The sequence below is a fragment of the Pseudomonas sp. 9.2(2024) genome (assembly GCF_039695385.1).
In the GTDB taxonomy this organism is placed as follows: domain Bacteria; phylum Pseudomonadota; class Gammaproteobacteria; order Pseudomonadales; family Pseudomonadaceae; genus Aquipseudomonas; species Aquipseudomonas paraglycinae.
The window spans coordinates 1,642,308-1,657,507 of the sequence record NZ_CP155585.1; the positions used below are offsets into that span (position 1 = coordinate 1,642,308).

The window sequence follows — 15,200 nt, forward strand, 5'->3', positions numbered from 1 at the left end:
CTACGTTAGTGAGCAGGAGGGGGCCGCGCAAGCGGGGCGAGCGGTTATTTCTTACCGCTCACGCAGATCGTTCCCACGTCGAGGCGTCGAACCGTCTGCGTGGGAATGCAGCCCGGGTCGCTCCGCGGCCCATTTCCACGCGGGCGGTTCGACGCCTCTACATGGGAACGATCAAGGCAGGTCAGGACTTCGGCGGATTGATCTTCTGCACCAGCGCGTAGGCCTTCACGGTCGCCGGGCGATCCTTGATGTGGTTGAACCAGCGTTGCACGTTCGGGAAGTCTTCCAGGTTCTGGCTCTGCCACTTGTGGGAGACGATCCACGGGTAGATCGCCATGTCGGCGATGCTGTATTCGCTGCCGGCGACGAACTCATTGTTGGCCAATTGCTTGTCCAGCACCCCGTACAAACGGGCGGTTTCATCGACGTAGCGCTTGATCGCGTAGGGGATTTTTTCCGGCGCGAACTGGCTGAAATGATGGTTCTGCCCGGCCATCGGCCCCAGCCCGCCCATTTGCCAGAACAGCCATTGCAGCGCCACCTGGCGGCCACGCAGATCCTTGGGCAGGAACTTGCCGGTCTTTTCCGCGAGGTACAGCAGGATCGCCCCGGACTCGAACAGCGACAACGGTTCGCCACCGTCAGCCGGTTCATGATCGACGATCGCGGGGATGCGGTTGTTCGGGGCGATTTTCAGAAAGTGCGGCTGGAACTGCTCGCCCTGGCTGATGTTGATCGGGTGCACGTCGTAGCGCAGGCCCGCTTCTTCGAGGAACAGGGAAATCTTGTGGCCGTTGGGCGTGGTCCAGTAATACAGGTCGATCATGGAAAGCTCCAAATCAGAAAAATGGCTTACGTGCGGACAGCAAACGCCGGCTTCAGGTTGTCCTGTGTGCGTTCGATAGCTTGCTTAGTTACAGGAGGTGATGCTCAAGTACGGGAAATTCAATGACCCCGCATGAGAAAAATCGCCATGGAGCTCAAGGCCAACGCTGCACTGATCATCATCGACCAGCAAAAGGGCATTCTGGAACCGCGTCTGGGGCGGCGGAATAATCCGTCGGCCGAGGAGCGGATTCTTGATTTGCTGGGCTTCTGGCGACACAGCGGGCGGCCGGTGATCCACGTGCAGCACCTGTCGCGCTCGCCGGATTCGGTGTTCTGGCCCGAGCAGTCAGGCGTGGATTTTCAGGAAAGGTTTTCGCCGCAGGACGGCGAGTGGCTGATCCAGAAGCAGGTACCGGATGCGTTTTGTGCCACAGGGCTTGAGGCGAAGTTGCGTGAGTCGGCGATCGGGCAGTTGATCATTGTCGGCGTGGCGACGAACAACTCGGTGGAATCCACGGCACGCACGGCGGGCAATCTGGGGTTCGAGGCGTGGGTGGCGGAGGATGCGTGCTTTACCTTCGACAAGGCCGATTATTTCGGCACCTTGCGTTCAGCTGAAGAGGTGCATGCGATGTCGCTGGGGAATCTGCACGGGGAGTATGCGACGGTGGTCGGCACCGGGCACATTCTGGCGGCAGGCTGAAAAAGCTTCCGGTGAATGGGCCGGCCCCTTCGCGAGCAAGCCCGCTCCCACCTTTGCCTGCATTCCGTCAGAAGGAATACGGTCGAATGTGGGAGCGGGCTTGCTCGCGAAAGCGGTGTCTCAGGCGAAGTAGGCTTTCGCCCGAAACATCAAGCGCCGTGGCACTTCTTGAATTTCTTGCCGTTGCCGCATGGGCAAGGGTCGTTGCGGCCAACGTCTTTCAGGGCGTTGCGCACCGGTTCCTGGTGGGCGTGGCCGCAGTTCGGGCCGTGGACATGGCCATGGTCGTGATCATGGTGGTGATGGTCATGATCGTGGTTGCAGTCTGGGCCATGGACATGAGGTTGCTGGGTCATCGGGGTCACTCCGTAATCAAATCGGCGGGGATTATCACGCCATTGCGCGCCAGGTGCACGTAGTGAGCGATGAATAAACCGGTTTCCATCTCGCCCTCCAGTCGATAGGGAATCTGCTGGTGCGGGTTTTTCAGCATTTTCACCACCTCTTTCACCTTCGGCCACAGGTTGGTACGGATCGGTACGTTGTAAAACGCGCTGCTTTTGGGGTTCACCGTGATCCAGTGCTCGTGCTCGCCTTCGGCCAGCAGCATGTCGGCGAGATGTATGCGGTATTCCAGGCCGCGCACGGTCAGGTCGCTATCGTTGGGGTTGTCGATGCGAAAGTGCAGGATGAATTTCTGTTCCAGCAATTTGGCGCGCACGACTTCGACTTTCACCAGGTGCACGGCGGGGTCGCGGGAATCGTCGGTAAACCATGACGCGCAGCCGCCAAGCCCGAGAAACACGAACAGTGTGAAAGCCTGAAATGCGCGCCAATGACCGAGCATGGTTTAACTCCCTTTGCTGCCCAGTCTAGCCTCAGCTGCCGAAATACCCCGCACAGCATTTCTTGAACTTCTGGCCGCTGGCGCACGGGCAGGCGTCGTTGCGGCCCAGCTTCAGTTGCACGGTCGGGTCGATGAAGTACCAGCGCCCGCTGTTCTGCACGAACGACGAGCGCTCGCGGTGGCTGTGCTCGCCCTGACCGTCATGCCAGCGCGCGGTGAAGGTGACGAACGCGTGTTCCGGCTGGCCACCGAGCACTTCCGAACTTTCCACGTCCAGACCGAGCCAGGTGCTCTGGGCGCTCCAGTCGCTGATCGACTGGCGATCCAGCCCCGCCTGCTGAGCGGGCAGGGTGGTCGCCACCAGATAATCGATCAGGCCCAGCACATAGGCGCTGTAGCGCGAGCGCATCAGGGCTTCGGCGCACGGGGCCGGGTGGCCGGCGTGATAGTGACCGCAGCAGGCATCCAGCAGGTTGCCGCTGCCGCAAGGGCAAATGGCTGTACTCATTGCATTACCACCAGTATTTCCCGAAGTTTTCCGGATTGGCCCAGAATCGCGAGTTGAGCCAGTCGGGGACTTGTTTGTAGTCAAGCAGATCGTAGGTGAACAGGGTCAATACCTGCTCATCCCGGGCGAAGCGTTCGCTGGCTTGCAGGGCCAGGGAATAAAAATCGGTTTCCTGCCAGCCGCTGGCCGGCAGGTCTGCCAGCACGGCGATGCGGCTGGCGTTGAGGTTGCGGATCCCGCCCAACAGATTCAGGCCGTCGCGCTTGGGCAAATGTTCCAGGCAGTCGACTACCAGCGCCAGGTCGAAACGGCGGGCCGCCAGTTCCGCCGGCAACGCACCGGGCGCGGCGTGCGCGACGCAGGTGTCCGGGTGCGCTTCCTTAAAGGCAGCCAGCGCCGGGAACTCGCTGGCGCCGATCAGCAGCAGACGTGCCGGAGCGTAGCGGTCGAGCAGGGCGGCCAATGCCTGCTGCGGCGTGCGGGAAGAAATGGCGACGTTCATCGAAGCTCCTCAATCAGAGCGCCAAGACTAGCCTGCCCGGACGCCAAGGCCTAGATCTCTGTCCTGCGGGTTTGCGGCAAATTCGTCGAAGTCCCGTGAACAGGCGCACAAACAGCAATGGCCTATTGCTGGCGGAGATTAAAACTCCGGTCTTTACTCCCTGAATCGGTTCTAAGCCGATCCCTCAGGAGAAAACTAGATGAGCATAGTTCGGACAGCATTACCCTTGGTTCTGCTAACCAGTGTGTTGACTGGTTGCGCAGGTTTGCAGAAAACCGACTGGCCGACCTGTGCGGCAGTCGGTGGTGTCGTCGGTGCGGGGCTCGGTGCGACCGAAAGCTCCGCATGGGCGGGGTATGGCGCGTTACTCGTCGGCGGTACGGCAGCAGCCTATTGCTGGGTTCACGGTGATGGCGATGAAGACGGCGATGGTGTGCCGGACAGTCGCGACAAGTGCCCGGGCACGCCTAAAGGCGTACAGGTCGATGCTGACGGCTGCCCTCCACCAGCCCCTGCACCAGTGGTCGAAGAAGCTGTAGTGGTCAAGGAAGAAACCATTGTCATCCGCGATGTTCACTTCCAGTTCGACAAGGCCACGCTGACCCCGGCCGACAAACTGGTCCTGGATAAGGTCGCTTCGCGCCTGAAACAGGAATCCAGCACGGCACAACTGACCGTGACCGGCCACACCGACAGCGTCGGCAGCGATGCCTACAACCAGAAACTGTCGGATCGCCGCGCGCACTCGGTGGTCAAGTACCTGGTCGAGAGCGGTGTACCGCAAAGCAGCTTCGTGTCGGTGACCGGTGCCGGTGAAAGCCAGCCGGTGGCAGACAACAAAACTGCTGACGGTCGTGCGCTGAACCGTCGTACCGAAATCAAAATCAACCGCTAGCCCCCTCGCATCCGCGGCTTGTGCAGTCGCGGATGCGGGTCTTTACTCCTGTGTAACCGGTATGGGCCGGTGACACAGGAGCTTTAACGATGAGTGTTCTTACAAGGTCCGTCTTGCCGGTTCTGCTGCTGGGCAGCCTGTTGACCGGTTGCGCCACCCACAGCGATGGCACCGCTCCCCTCAATCAACGTACCTGGCCGATCTGCAGCCTTATTGGCGGACTGGTCGGCGGCGGTCTCGGCGCGCTCGAAAGTGGCGGCTGGGCCGGCGGTGGCGCTGCGCTGGGGATCCTCACCGGCGGATTGATCTGCTATGCCCAGGATGGCGATGAAGACGACGACGGCGTGTTCGATCGTCGCGACCGTTGCCCCGATACCCCGGCCAACACCCCGGTCGACCACCGTGGCTGCCCGTTGCCGCAATATCCGGTCACCGAGAAACCGGCCGAACCGGCCCCGCAAACCGAAGTCATTACCCTCAACGATGCCGGCAACGTGCTGTTCGACTTCGACAAGTCCGATCTGAAACCGGCCGCGAAAAGCCAGCTGGACACGTTGATGGACAAACTGCGCAATGCCGACGTGGTGAGCATCAAGGTCGTTGGCCACACCGACAGCAAAGGTTCGGATGCCTACAACCAGGCACTTTCGGAACGTCGCGCGAGCAGCGTGGCGGAGTACTTGCTGAGCCAGGGCCTGGCGCCGAACAAACTCACCAGTGAAGGGCGTGGCGAGAGCGAACCGGTCGCCGATAACAACACGGACGAGGGGCGTGCGCAAAACCGTCGGGTGGAACTGCACATCAATCGTTAGGATGCGTCTGTAGTCCGCAGGCTAGAGCTGTCGGTCGATGATCATCGTCGAACCGGCAGCCATCCGGCGGTGGATCGGTTTTTTTCATTTTTCCCTCTGGCTTATCCCCTGCAGAAGCCGTTACTGTGCGCCCAAAGAATAATTCGCAACACGGGGGAGCGTATGAAGGTGTTCTGTGGGCTGGGGCGATTGTTGACCCTGCTGTTCTGCTGCGTGGTGCTGGCCAATCAGCTGGTGCCGTTTGTTCATCCGCTGCACCTGCTGGTCAATCTGGCCGGCGGTCTGCTGCTGTCGATCCACGTGCTCGAAGTGCTGCTGTGCAACCGCAGCCTCAAGGGTCGTCCGCACCCTTGGCGTGATCGTGGCCGCATCCTGTTGTTCGGCGTTTTCCACCTGCAAACCATCCCGGCCCCGGCCGCTCCGGAGGCTTCCCATGCGTAATCTCTGCCTGCTTGCTGCATTCATCAGTCCCCTGGCCTGCGCCCAGGTGGTCAGCGTCGAAACCAACTCGCTGATGCGTCTGCCCAACACTGCCAGCACTCTGCAACTGGAGAAACTGGTGGTCGCCGATTACGGCACTTTGCTGATTCCTTCGAACGTGACCGAGCTGAGTGTCGGCGAATTGCAACTGGGCCATGAAGCGCGCATCGCCATCGTGCCGAGCGAACAGGCGCTGGATATGAAAGTCATCCGCGCTCAACTTGCCGAAGGCAGCCAGATCACCGCCCGTGGTGCACCGGGCACCTACGAAAAAGCCGCCCGCGCCGGGCGCAATCTGAATCTGCAATTCAAGGCGTTGAATGCGCCGAAGCTGGTGGTCGATGCCCGTGGCGGCACCGGTGCGCCGGGTTTTGTCGGGCTCGATGGCGCCAACGGTCAGGAGCCGGGTTGCACCTGGGGCCAGGCGGGACACGGTTTTGATGGCAGCAACGGCAGCGATGGCCAGCCGGGTGCACCGGGCGCGCTGGTGCGTCTTGAAGTGCCGCGCGAGTTTCCGGCCGAGCTGATCAAGGTCGAAGTTGCCGGCGGTGCCGGTGGCCCGGCCGGTCCTGGCGGCAAGCCGGGGGCGGGTGGCAAGTCCAAGGGCTGCCTGGTCTATCGCGCCGACGGCGGCAAGAGCGGCAAGCCGGGGGCCGACGGGCAGCCGGGGCCTGCGGGTGCGGCGGGGTCTGTCACCGTACAGCGCTTGTAATCGATTGCACCTACCCTCTACGTTGATCGTTCCCACGCTCCGCGTGGGAATGCCTCAAGGGACGCTCCGCGTCCAGTGACGCGGAGCGTCACGGGCTGCATTCCCACGCAGAGCGTGGGAACGATCAGGTATCAGTCAGGGTGCGCTCGTCAGAACGAGGGCCGCGCAGCTGCCACCGCCACCAGCACCACCCCGACCAGCAGATTGAACCCCACCACCTTGCGAATCCGCCCCAGCACCGCCGCACCCGCCGGCCAGTCCTTCGCCTGCACCGCCGTGCGCAGCTCAGGCAGCATCAATGCCTGAATCCGGATGAACAGCGCGGTCATCACCACATACAACCCCATCATCACCTGCACATAGCGCGGCGCGTTATCGAAGGCGATGTGTTGCAGATGCAGCATGCCCACCCCGGTGACCGGCAGCAGAATCACCGCTCCCCACACCCAACGAAAAAAACCTTGAAACACTTCCACCCAGAGCGTCAGGCGCCCGGGGCCGTCCAGTGCCTTCATGGCCGCGGGGCGCAGGACCATCCAGGCGAAAAACATACCGCCGACCCACACCAGTGCGGCCAGCACATGGATGGGGTAAACGAGGCTAAAAGGTGTCATTGGGGTACTCCGTTCTGCGCGGGATCGATTCGCGGGGTATGATAGCCGCCGAACCGAACCACTGAAAATTTATCCAGCGTTTTTTGCGCCCGACACTCAATGATCAGCACTGAACTCAAAACCACGATCCAGGGCGCCTACTCGCGTTTTCTAGAGGCCAAGAGCCTCAAGCCGCGTTACGGCCAGCGTCTGATGATCGCTGAAGTCGCCAAGGTCCTCGGGGATATCGACACCGACGACGAAGGCCGGCGCAGTGGCGACCCCGCGATTGTCGCGGTGGAAGCCGGCACCGGTACCGGCAAGACCGTGGCCTACAGCCTGGCGGCGATCCCGACGGCGAAACTGGCCGGCAAGAGGCTGGTGATCGCCACCGCCACCGTCGCCCTGCAAGAGCAGATCGTCTACAAGGATTTGCCCGACCTGATGCGCAACAGCGGGCTGAACTTCAGCTTCGCCCTGGCCAAGGGCCGTGGCCGCTACATGTGCCTGTCCAAGCTCGACATGCTGTTGCAGGAAGGCCACGCACAGACCGCCACGGCGCAGCTGTTCGAAGAAGAAGGTTTCAAGATCGAGGTCGATGAGGCCAGCCAGAAGCTGTTCACCAGCATGATCGAGAAGCTCGCCGGCAATAAATGGGACGGCGACCGCGACAGCTGGCCCAACGCGCTGGAAGACGCCGACTGGGCGCGCCTGACCACCGATCACAGCCAGTGCACCAACCGTCATTGCCCGAACTTCGGCCAGTGCGCCTTCTACAAGGCCCGCGAAGGCATGGGCAAGGTCGACGTGATCGTCACCAACCACGACATGGTGCTGGCCGACCTGGCGCTGGGCGGCGGGGCAGTCTTGCCCGATCCGCGCGACACCATTTATGTGTTCGACGAAGGCCATCACCTGCCGGACAAGGCCATCGGCCACTTCGCCCATTACACGCGCCTGCGTTCCACCGCCGACTGGCTGGAAACCACCGCCAAGAACCTCACCAAGCTGCTGGCCCAGCACCCGTTGCCGGGCGACCTCGGCAAACTGATCGAGCAGGTGCCGGAGTTGGCGCGGGAGATCAAGACCCAGCAGCAATTCATGTTCACTGCCTGCGAACAGATTGCTGATTTCAAGCCCGGTGAAGACGTCGAAGGCCGCGAGCGTCCGCGTCATCGCTTCATCGGTGGGGTGATTCCGGAACACATGCGCGAGATGGGCATCGAGCTGAAAAAAGGCTTCGCCCGCCTCAACGACCTGTTCACCCGTCTGACGGATCTGCTCAAGGAAGGCATGGACGGCGAGGTCAACATCGGCATCGCCAGCAATCAGGCCGAAGAATGGTATCCACTGTTCGGCAGCCTGTTGTCCCGTGCTTCCGGCAACTGGGAGCTGTGGACCGCGTTCACCGCCGAAGACCCGGAAGACAACCCGCCGATGGCCCGCTGGCTGACCCTGGCCGAAAGCGGTTCGCTGTTCGATATCGAGGTCAACGCCAGCCCGATCCTCGCCGCCGAAACCCTGCGTCGCAGCCTGTGGAACGTGGCCTATGGCTGTCTGGTGACTTCGGCGACATTGACCGCGCTCGGCACGTTCGACCGTTTCCGCATGCGCGCCGGTCTGCCGAAAAAAGCCGTCACTGCCGTGGTGCCGAGCCCGTTCCATCACGCCGATGCCGGCGTGTTGCGGGTGCCGGACCTGAAGGCCGATCCGCGCGATGCCGCCGCCCACACCGCCGCGATCATCCGTGATCTGCCGGAGCTGGTCGAAGGCTCGCGCGGCAGTCTGGTGCTGTTCTCGTCGCGCAAACAGATGCAGGACGTGTTCGACGGCCTCGACCGCGACTGGCGCAAGCAAGTGTTCATTCAAGGCAACCTGTCGAAACAGGAAACCCTGAACAAGCACAAGGCGCGGGTCGATGGCGGTGATTCCAGCGTGCTGTTCGGCCTCGCCAGTTTTGCCGAAGGCGTGGACTTGCCGGGCGCCTACTGCGAACACGTGGTGATCGCCAAGATCCCGTTCTCGGTGCCGGACGATCCGGTCGAAGCCGCGCTGTCGGAATGGATCGAAGCCCGGGGCGGCAATCCGTTCATGGAAATCTCGGTGCCCGATGCCTCGCTGAAGCTGGTTCAGGCGTGCGGCCGTCTGCTGCGCACCGAAGAAGACCGCGGCACCATCACCTTGCTGGATCGGCGGCTGGTCACCCAGCGCTACGGCAAGGCGATCCTCAATGCGTTGCCTCCTTTCCGTCGTGAAATATCCTGAGACATCGGTGGGCAGTTTTGCCCGCCGCGCTGTCTATCTCTCTGTCACTGCTTTTCCATTGGCCCTTGCGGGTCGTTAGGGAGAATTCCGTTCTCATGATTCGTCGTTCGTTGCCTGCCGTTTTTGCCCTGGTTTTCGCTGGCCCCTTGTTGGCGGCACCTGCCGGCCAGCAGACCCTGTTCAACTTTGTCCGCCCCGCCGACGTGGTGAAAGTGGCGACCGAAAACGCCGACCTGCCGCAAGCCAACGCCGAGCAGACCCCCGAAGGCGAAGTGCTGCGGCGGGTGACGTTCAATCCGACGGCGCGCCCGACCTTGCGCCTGAGCCCGCAGACCGGTGCCTGGGACTGGTCGCAGTCCGGCATGATGAGCCTGCGCATCCAGAGTGCGATGAGCTGGGCAGTGACCGTCTACGTGCAAATCCAGAGCAACGACGGCAAGACTCTGGTCAGCCGCGTCGATCTGCCGGCCGGCCCGGCGCAGACCTTGCTCGTGCCGTTGACCGCGACCTCGCCACTCAGCCAGGGCATGAAAGCCGGGCCGGTGATGCCGATGACGATCGACGGGCAGCGCATCCTGCTGGCGAGCAGCAGCGGTGAGCTGGATCGCAGCCAGGTGGTGTCGGTCAGCCTGTCGATGGATCAGCCGAAAGCCGCGCAAAGTCTGTTGCTCGAGCGCTTTGGCGTGCAGGACGAAGGCGAAGTGATCAAATCCGCCTACGGCAATCTGGTGGATGCCTATGGCCAGTCGACTCGCGGTAAGTGGCCGGAGAAAGTCGCCAATGACGAACAACTGAAATCCGCCGCCGCCAAAGAACGGCAACAACTGAACACCTGGCTGGCCGAGCGCGAAAAGTCGTCGCTGGACAAGTTCGGTGGCTGGAGCAAAGGCCCGGCGTTCAAGGCCAGCGGTTTCTTCCGCACCGAAAAACGTGACGGCCGTTGGTATCTGGTGACGCCCGAGGGCCATCCGTTCTATTCCCTCGGTGTGAACACCGTCAGCCCGGAGGTCAACCAGACCTACGTGGCCGGCCGCGAGTACATGTTCGAATCCCTGCCAAAACCTGAAGAGCCGCTGGCCAGCCATTTCGGCGAAGGAGACAACCGTGGCGGCAACGGTGTCGATCAAGGTCGTGGCTACAACTTCGGTCGCTGGTACGACTTCTACGGCGCCAACCTTCAGCGTCTGTATGGCGAGCCGTGCACCCCGGACAGCGGCAACAAGGCCGGAGTGGCCGAAGCCGCCAAGGCCGGGGCCGTAGAAGAAGCCGCGACCAACGCCAGTGCACCGGTCGCCGCCTCCGAACAGCCGAAAGCCGGGGTCGCCGAGTCGGCAGCCACCAGCGGGCAAAGCGTTGCGACGCCGTGCACGAACACGGTCGACGAGCAAAAGTGGGCCAGCCACACCCTTGATCGCCTGCAAGCCTGGGGCTTCAACACGGTCGGTAACTGGAGCGCCCCCGTCCTCGGTAACGCCGAGCGCATGCCGTACACCTTGCCGCTGTCGATCGTCGGCGATTACGCCAGCATCAGCACCGGCACCGATTGGTGGGGCGGCATGCCTGACCCGTTCGATCCGCGCTTCGCCATGGCCACCGAGCGCGCCGTGGCGATTGCCGCCCGCGATCATCGCGATGATCCGTGGCTGATCGGCTACTTCGCCGACAACGAGCTGGCCTGGGCTGGCCCTGGTGATGATCCGAAATCCCGTTACGCGCTGGCCTACGGCACCTTGAAAATGACCACCGACGTTCCGGCCAAACGTGCGTTCCTCAAGCAGTTGCGCGACAAGTACCGCAATCAGGCGGGTCTGTCGAAGGCCTGGGGCATTGATCTGCCGGCGTGGGAATTGATGGAAGACCCGGGTTTCGAAGCGCCGCTGCCGAATCCTGAGCATCCGGAAATCGAGGCCGACTTCAAATACTTCCAGAAGGTCTTCGCCGACACGTACTTCAAGACCATTTCCGACTCGCTGAAATGGCACGCGCCTAACCAGTTGCTGCTCGGTGGCCGTTTTGCCACCAGCACCCCGGAAGCGGCGGCCTCCTGCGCCCAGTATTGCGACGTGCTGAGCTTCAACATGTACACCCTGCAACCGCAGGACGGCTATGACTTCGCCGCGCTGCGCAGCCTCGACAAACCGGTGCTGATCACCGAGTTCAACTTCGGCTCCTCCGACCGTGGCCCGTTCTGGGGCGGCGTGACCCCGTTGAGCAAGGAAGAAGACCGCGGCCCGGCCTACGCCAACTTCCTCAAACAGGCGCTGAGCGAGCCGTCGATTGTCGGCGTGCACTGGTTCCAGTATCTGGACCAACCGGTGACCGGGCGCCTGCTCGATGGCGAGAACGGGCACTTTGGTCTGGTCGGTGTCACCGATCTGCCGTTCCAGGGTTTTGTCGAAGCCGTGCGCAAGAGCAACCTGGCGACCGTCGATCAGTTGAGCAAAGAGGCGCAGAAAGCGGCTGCCGCAGCGGACAAGACCGGCCACGAAGCCGAAGGCGGCCGCAAGGCAGACGCCGGCAAAGGCCCGGGACAGGGGGCTGGCCACACAGGCGGGCATTCCGGCAACGGTCACTGATCGATACGAAACCTGAAGACCGCCCGGCCCGCAGCGGTTCCCAAAACCCTCACGGGCTGGAACAATGCGGGCCACTTTGTAGAGCGTTTTCGCGGGGGAGTTGCGGGTGCAGATTCAGGGACATTACGAGCTTCAATTCGAAGCGGTGCGCGAAGCCTTCGCCGCACTGTTCGACGATCCCCAGGAACGCGGCGCCGCGTTGTGCATCCGGGTCGGCGGCGAAACCGTCCTCGACCTCTGGTCCGGCACCGCCGACAAGGACGGCGCCGAGGCCTGGCACAGCGACACCATCGCCAACCTGTTCTCCTGCACCAAGACCTTCACCGCCGTCACCGCGCTGCAACTGGTTGCCGAAGGCAAGTTGCAGCTCGATGCGCCGGTCGCCCGTTACTGGCCGGAATTCGCCGCCGCCGGCAAGGAATCCGTCACCCTGCGCCAACTGCTTTGCCATCAGGCCGGTCTGCCGGCCCTGCGCGAGTTGCTGGCGCCGGAAGCGCTGTATGACTGGCAAACCATGGTCGACGCCCTCGCGGCCGAAGCACCGTGGTGGACGCCGGGCACCGGTCACGGTTATGCCGCGATCACCTACGGCTGGCTGATCGGCGAATTGTTGCGGCGCGCCGATGGTCGCGGGCCGGGGGAATCTATTGTGGCGCGGGTCGCCAAACCGCTGGGGCTGGATTTCCATGTCGGTTTGGCCGACGAGGAATTCCATCGCGTGGCGCACATCGCCCGGGGCAAGGGCAATACTGGCGACGCCGCTGCCCAGCGCCTGCTGCAAGTGACCATGCGCGAACCGACGGCCATGACCACCCGGGCCTTCACCAATCCGCCGTCGGTGCTCACCAGCACCAACAAGCCGGAGTGGCGCCGTATGCAGCAACCGGCGGCCAACGGCCACGGCAATGCACGCAGCCTGGCCGGGTTCTACGCCGGTCTGCTCGACGGCAGCCTGCTGGAAAGCGAAATGCTCGACGAACTGACCCGTGAACACAGCCTCGGCGAGGACAAAACCTTGCTGACCCGCACCCGTTTCGGTCTCGGTTGCATGCTCGATCAGCCTGATGTGCCAAACGCCACCTACGGCCTCGGCCCGCGTGCATTCGGCCATCCGGGTGCAGGCGGTTCCATCGGTTTTGCTGATCCGGAGCACGATGTGGCCTTCGGATTTGTGACAAATACACTGGGGCCGTACGTCTTGATGGATCCGCGCGCGCAGAAGCTGGCGCGGGTACTAGCCACTTGTCTGTAAAGCGTCGTCCGAGGTTCCAGGGCCGGAACCTCATGGCGAATTTCGTTTCAAAGCGTCTGTTTATCCGGGCGAAAGTCCTCTGATTGTTCACTACTTCTTTTTGTGGGTTTCCAATGTCGTCCAAACAAACTCTCGCCCTGGCCCTGTGTTTCGCAATCACCGGTTGTGCACAGACTCCGAAGAACGACGCCGATGGCGGCAGCTGGTGGCCGTTCGGTTCTTCCGACAAAGTCGCAGCCAAGGAGCCGGCTCCGGCGCCTGCGCCGTTGAAACCGGCCGCCACCGCGCCTGTGGCCAAGGCCGAGAGCAGCAGCCCGTGGTACTGGCCGTTTGGCTCGGACGACTCGGCGGCCAAGGCTGAAGTGAAAGCTGAAGCCAAACCCGAAGCCAAGCCGGTCGAAGTTGCCAAGGCCGAGGCCGACAAGGGTGGCAAATGGTGGTGGCCGTTCGGCGGCAAGGAGCAGGACACGGCCAAGGTCGTGCCGATGCCCGATCCGAAAGTGACTCAAGCCTGGCTGGATGACTACGAGCCGCGCCTGCGCACCGCGATCAAGGACAGCAACCTGCAACTCGAGCGCCGTGAAAACGTACTGGTCGTGACCGCGCCGGTGGAAGGCTCGTTCAACCCGGATCGTCCGGCGATGCTGCTGCCAGTGACCCTCGGCCCGTTCACCCGCGTTGCGAAAATCCTCGAAGCCGACCCGAAAACCGCCGTACTGGTGCTCGGTCACAGTGACACCACCGGTGCCGCTCCGGCCAACGTCAAGTTGAGCCAGGAACGCGCCCAGGCTGTGGCGGCAATCTTCCGCCTCAGCGGTCTGCAGCGTGATCGCCTGATGCTGCGCGGCATGGGTTCCGAAGCGCCGCGTGCCGCCAACGACAGCGTTGAAGGCCGTGCCCTGAACCGTCGTGTCGAACTGCTGGTGACCCCGCAGAACACCATGGTCGCGCTACTGAGCAAGTACAACATGCCAGCACCTAAGCCAGTGACCATGGTTGCTGCCCAGGACGTCAAGCCTGCCGCCAAACCGGTGACCCCGGCGCCGGCAGCTAAGAAAGCCGCTGTACCGGCCACCAAAAAGGCTCCAGCCAAGAAAGCTGCTGCCAAGGCTCCAGCGAAGAAGGCCCCGGCCAAGGCTCCGGCGAAAAAGACCGCGCCTGCCAAAGCCGCCGCAACCGACAAGAAAGTCGCTGCGACCGATACCACCAAAAAGTGATCCGCTAACGAAAAGGAATGCGCCGTGACCCAGTCTCTGGCAGATATGCGTCGTGATTACACCCGGGACGGCCTGACCGAGGCGCAAGCCCCGGCCGAGCCCTTTGCGTTGTTTCACCAGTGGTTTGCCGAAGCGGTGAAAACCGAACAGGCGCCAGTGGAAGCCAACGCCATGACCCTGGCCACGGTGGATGCGGATGGCCGTCCGCATTGCCGCATTCTGCTGCTCAAGGGGCTGGACGAGCAGGGCTTCACCTTCTTCACCAACTACGAAAGCGCCAAGGGCCAGCATCTGGCGGCGAACCCGTTTGCTGCCATGACATTCTTCTGGCCGACTTTGGAGCGCCAGGTGCGGATCGAAGGGCGGGTGGTGAAGGTCACGCCTGAAGAATCCGACGCTTACTATCAGGTGCGGCCGCTGGGCAGCCGACTTGGCGCCTGGGCGTCACCGCAGAGCCGGGTGATCAATGGCCGGGGTGAACTGGAAGATTTGCTCAAGGCGACCGAGCAACGCTTCACCGACACTCAGCCTCACTGCCCGGAACACTGGGGTGGCTACCGCTTGCTCCCCGAGCGCATGGAATTCTGGCAGGGCCGCGCGAGCCGCCTGCACGATCGCCTCAACTACCGTGTGCAGGGCGCCGACTGGATTCTTGAACGTCTGGCACCCTGAGCAGTCTACCGAGCGGGATAGTCTGCCGCAGCGGCTTGGAGCCACTTCGGCAGGTCCCGGCGCTTGATCTTCTGCGCCTGAGCCTGCTCCAGCCGTTTGAGCATGAACGCGCGTTTGCCTTCATCCTTGCCGGCCAGTGACAATGCCAGATCGCGATCCATCCAGCGTTTGATCCGCACATACAGCCACCAGTGGAAGTACAGACCGGCGGCGGTGGTGACGACAATGATGAAGTAATCCATGGAAATCCTTGGGTCGGCGGCGCAGGAAACGGATTTTGGCGCTACTGTTGGGTGAGTTCGCGGGTGCCTGTACCGGGCCTGAATGAAAGCAATTTT

Annotated in this window: 17 protein-coding genes; 10 read left to right on the top strand and 7 right to left on the bottom strand. The window is 62.5% G+C overall.

Annotation, left to right across the window (positions count from 1 at the left end):
* Nucleotides 1-181: 181 nt before the first annotated feature.
* A complete protein-coding gene (locus ABFB52_RS07315; RefSeq protein WP_064382922.1) occupies nucleotides 182-826 on the bottom strand; it encodes a glutathione binding-like protein in 645 nt (214 codons plus the stop codon).
* Nucleotides 827-973: 147 nt separating this feature from the next.
* Between ABFB52_RS07315 and ABFB52_RS07320 the strand changes: the two genes are divergently transcribed.
* Nucleotides 974-1,531, top strand: coding sequence for a cysteine hydrolase family protein (locus ABFB52_RS07320; protein WP_085748177.1), 558 nt, complete (start codon nucleotides 974-976; stop codon nucleotides 1,529-1,531).
* A gap of 149 nt (nucleotides 1,532-1,680) precedes the next feature.
* On the opposite strand, the gene ABFB52_RS07325 is transcribed toward ABFB52_RS07320, so the two are convergent.
* The 4 genes from ABFB52_RS07325 to ABFB52_RS07340 are packed head-to-tail and all read right to left on the bottom strand — an operon-like array spanning nucleotide 1,681 to nucleotide 3,388.
* Nucleotides 1,681-1,887, bottom strand: coding sequence for an SEC-C metal-binding domain-containing protein (locus tag ABFB52_RS07325; RefSeq protein WP_007955014.1), 207 nt, complete (start codon nucleotides 1,885-1,887; stop codon nucleotides 1,681-1,683).
* Nucleotides 1,888-1,892: 5 nt separating this feature from the next.
* Complete coding sequence (locus ABFB52_RS07330; RefSeq protein WP_085748178.1) at nucleotides 1,893-2,378, bottom strand: LEA type 2 family protein; 486 nt, start codon at nucleotides 2,376-2,378, stop codon at nucleotides 1,893-1,895.
* Between the two features lie 31 nt (nucleotides 2,379-2,409).
* Nucleotides 2,410-2,886 (bottom strand): YchJ family protein, encoded by a 477-nt coding sequence (locus tag ABFB52_RS07335; RefSeq protein WP_064382925.1) that lies wholly within the window; start codon nucleotides 2,884-2,886, stop codon nucleotides 2,410-2,412.
* Between the two features lie 4 nt (nucleotides 2,887-2,890).
* Entirely contained in the window at nucleotides 2,891-3,388 is a 498-nt protein-coding gene (locus ABFB52_RS07340; protein ID WP_011332778.1) for a DUF6231 family protein, read from the bottom strand.
* Nucleotides 3,389-3,587: 199 nt separating this feature from the next.
* On the opposite strand from ABFB52_RS07340, the gene ABFB52_RS07345 reads away from it, so the two are divergent.
* From ABFB52_RS07345 to ABFB52_RS07360, 4 genes are all read left to right on the top strand, one after another.
* Nucleotides 3,588-4,283: an OmpA family protein gene (locus ABFB52_RS07345; protein ID WP_011332779.1), complete on the top strand. Its 696-nt coding sequence runs from the start codon at nucleotides 3,588-3,590 to the stop codon at nucleotides 4,281-4,283.
* 89 nt (nucleotides 4,284-4,372) lie between these two features.
* Nucleotides 4,373-5,095, top strand: a complete 723-nt coding sequence (locus tag ABFB52_RS07350) for an OmpA family protein (protein ID WP_102686599.1) — start codon at nucleotides 4,373-4,375, stop codon at nucleotides 5,093-5,095.
* Nucleotides 5,096-5,257: 162 nt separating this feature from the next.
* Complete coding sequence (locus ABFB52_RS07355; RefSeq protein ID WP_085748180.1) at nucleotides 5,258-5,536, top strand: DUF1145 domain-containing protein; 279 nt, start codon at nucleotides 5,258-5,260, stop codon at nucleotides 5,534-5,536.
* Nucleotides 5,529-6,287 carry a collagen pro alpha-chain precursor gene (locus ABFB52_RS07360; protein WP_085748181.1) on the top strand — a complete coding sequence of 253 codons (759 nt, stop codon included), beginning with the start codon at nucleotides 5,529-5,531 and terminating at the stop codon, nucleotides 6,285-6,287. Before ABFB52_RS07355 ends, ABFB52_RS07360 begins: the two co-directional genes overlap by 8 nt.
* Before the next feature lie 149 nt (nucleotides 6,288-6,436).
* Here ABFB52_RS07360 and ABFB52_RS07365 read toward each other — a convergent pair whose 3' ends face one another.
* Nucleotides 6,437-6,901 (bottom strand): CopD family protein, encoded by a 465-nt coding sequence (locus ABFB52_RS07365; RefSeq protein ID WP_064382929.1) that lies wholly within the window; start codon nucleotides 6,899-6,901, stop codon nucleotides 6,437-6,439.
* Between the two features lie 99 nt (nucleotides 6,902-7,000).
* Here ABFB52_RS07365 and dinG point away from each other — a divergent pair, with 99 nt between their 5' ends.
* From dinG to pdxH, 5 genes are all read left to right on the top strand, one after another.
* Nucleotides 7,001-9,145: an ATP-dependent DNA helicase DinG gene (gene dinG / locus ABFB52_RS07370; RefSeq protein ID WP_007952008.1), complete on the top strand. Its 2,145-nt coding sequence runs from the start codon at nucleotides 7,001-7,003 to the stop codon at nucleotides 9,143-9,145.
* A 95-nt stretch (nucleotides 9,146-9,240) separates the two neighbouring features.
* Nucleotides 9,241-11,721, top strand: coding sequence for a beta-galactosidase (locus tag ABFB52_RS07375; RefSeq protein ID WP_129973629.1), 2,481 nt, complete (start codon nucleotides 9,241-9,243; stop codon nucleotides 11,719-11,721).
* Nucleotides 11,722-11,827: 106 nt separating this feature from the next.
* Nucleotides 11,828-12,973, top strand: a complete 1,146-nt coding sequence (locus tag ABFB52_RS07380; protein WP_011332785.1) for an EstA family serine hydrolase — start codon at nucleotides 11,828-11,830, stop codon at nucleotides 12,971-12,973.
* A 113-nt stretch (nucleotides 12,974-13,086) separates the two neighbouring features.
* Nucleotides 13,087-14,190 carry an OmpA family protein gene (locus ABFB52_RS07385; protein WP_085605356.1) on the top strand — a complete coding sequence of 368 codons (1,104 nt, stop codon included), beginning with the start codon at nucleotides 13,087-13,089 and terminating at the stop codon, nucleotides 14,188-14,190.
* Between the two features lie 24 nt (nucleotides 14,191-14,214).
* Nucleotides 14,215-14,862: a pyridoxamine 5'-phosphate oxidase gene (gene pdxH, locus ABFB52_RS07390; protein WP_129973628.1), complete on the top strand. Its 648-nt coding sequence runs from the start codon at nucleotides 14,215-14,217 to the stop codon at nucleotides 14,860-14,862.
* A gap of 5 nt (nucleotides 14,863-14,867) precedes the next feature.
* Here pdxH and ABFB52_RS07395 read toward each other — a convergent pair whose 3' ends face one another.
* Entirely contained in the window at nucleotides 14,868-15,104 is a 237-nt protein-coding gene (locus ABFB52_RS07395) for a hypothetical protein (protein ID WP_102718218.1), read from the bottom strand.
* Nucleotides 15,105-15,200: the final 96 nt, after the last annotated feature.

Bases quoted from the DNA above. Each gene is read 5' to 3' on its own strand.
- ABFB52_RS07315 (WP_064382922.1), bottom strand. From the start codon at position 826: ATGATCGACCTGTATTACTGGACCACGCCCAACGGCCACAAGATTTCC.
- ABFB52_RS07320 (WP_085748177.1), top strand. From the start codon at position 974: ATGGAGCTCAAGGCCAACGCTGCACTGATCATCATCGACCAGCAAAAG.
- ABFB52_RS07325 (WP_007955014.1), bottom strand. From the start codon at position 1,887: ATGACCCAGCAACCTCATGTCCATGGCCCAGACTGCAACCACGATCAT.
- ABFB52_RS07330 (WP_085748178.1), bottom strand. From the start codon at position 2,378: ATGCTCGGTCATTGGCGCGCATTTCAGGCTTTCACACTGTTCGTGTTT.
- ABFB52_RS07335 (WP_064382925.1), bottom strand. From the start codon at position 2,886: ATGAGTACAGCCATTTGCCCTTGCGGCAGCGGCAACCTGCTGGATGCC.
- ABFB52_RS07340 (WP_011332778.1), bottom strand. From the start codon at position 3,388: ATGAACGTCGCCATTTCTTCCCGCACGCCGCAGCAGGCATTGGCCGCC.
- ABFB52_RS07345 (WP_011332779.1), top strand. From the start codon at position 3,588: ATGAGCATAGTTCGGACAGCATTACCCTTGGTTCTGCTAACCAGTGTG.
- ABFB52_RS07350 (WP_102686599.1), top strand. From the start codon at position 4,373: ATGAGTGTTCTTACAAGGTCCGTCTTGCCGGTTCTGCTGCTGGGCAGC.
- ABFB52_RS07355 (WP_085748180.1), top strand. From the start codon at position 5,258: ATGAAGGTGTTCTGTGGGCTGGGGCGATTGTTGACCCTGCTGTTCTGC.
- ABFB52_RS07360 (WP_085748181.1), top strand. From the start codon at position 5,529: ATGCGTAATCTCTGCCTGCTTGCTGCATTCATCAGTCCCCTGGCCTGC.
- ABFB52_RS07365 (WP_064382929.1), bottom strand. From the start codon at position 6,901: ATGACACCTTTTAGCCTCGTTTACCCCATCCATGTGCTGGCCGCACTG.
- dinG (WP_007952008.1), top strand. From the start codon at position 7,001: ATGATCAGCACTGAACTCAAAACCACGATCCAGGGCGCCTACTCGCGT.
- ABFB52_RS07375 (WP_129973629.1), top strand. From the start codon at position 9,241: ATGATTCGTCGTTCGTTGCCTGCCGTTTTTGCCCTGGTTTTCGCTGGC.
- ABFB52_RS07385 (WP_085605356.1), top strand. From the start codon at position 13,087: ATGTCGTCCAAACAAACTCTCGCCCTGGCCCTGTGTTTCGCAATCACC.
- ABFB52_RS07395 (WP_102718218.1), bottom strand. From the start codon at position 15,104: ATGGATTACTTCATCATTGTCGTCACCACCGCCGCCGGTCTGTACTTC.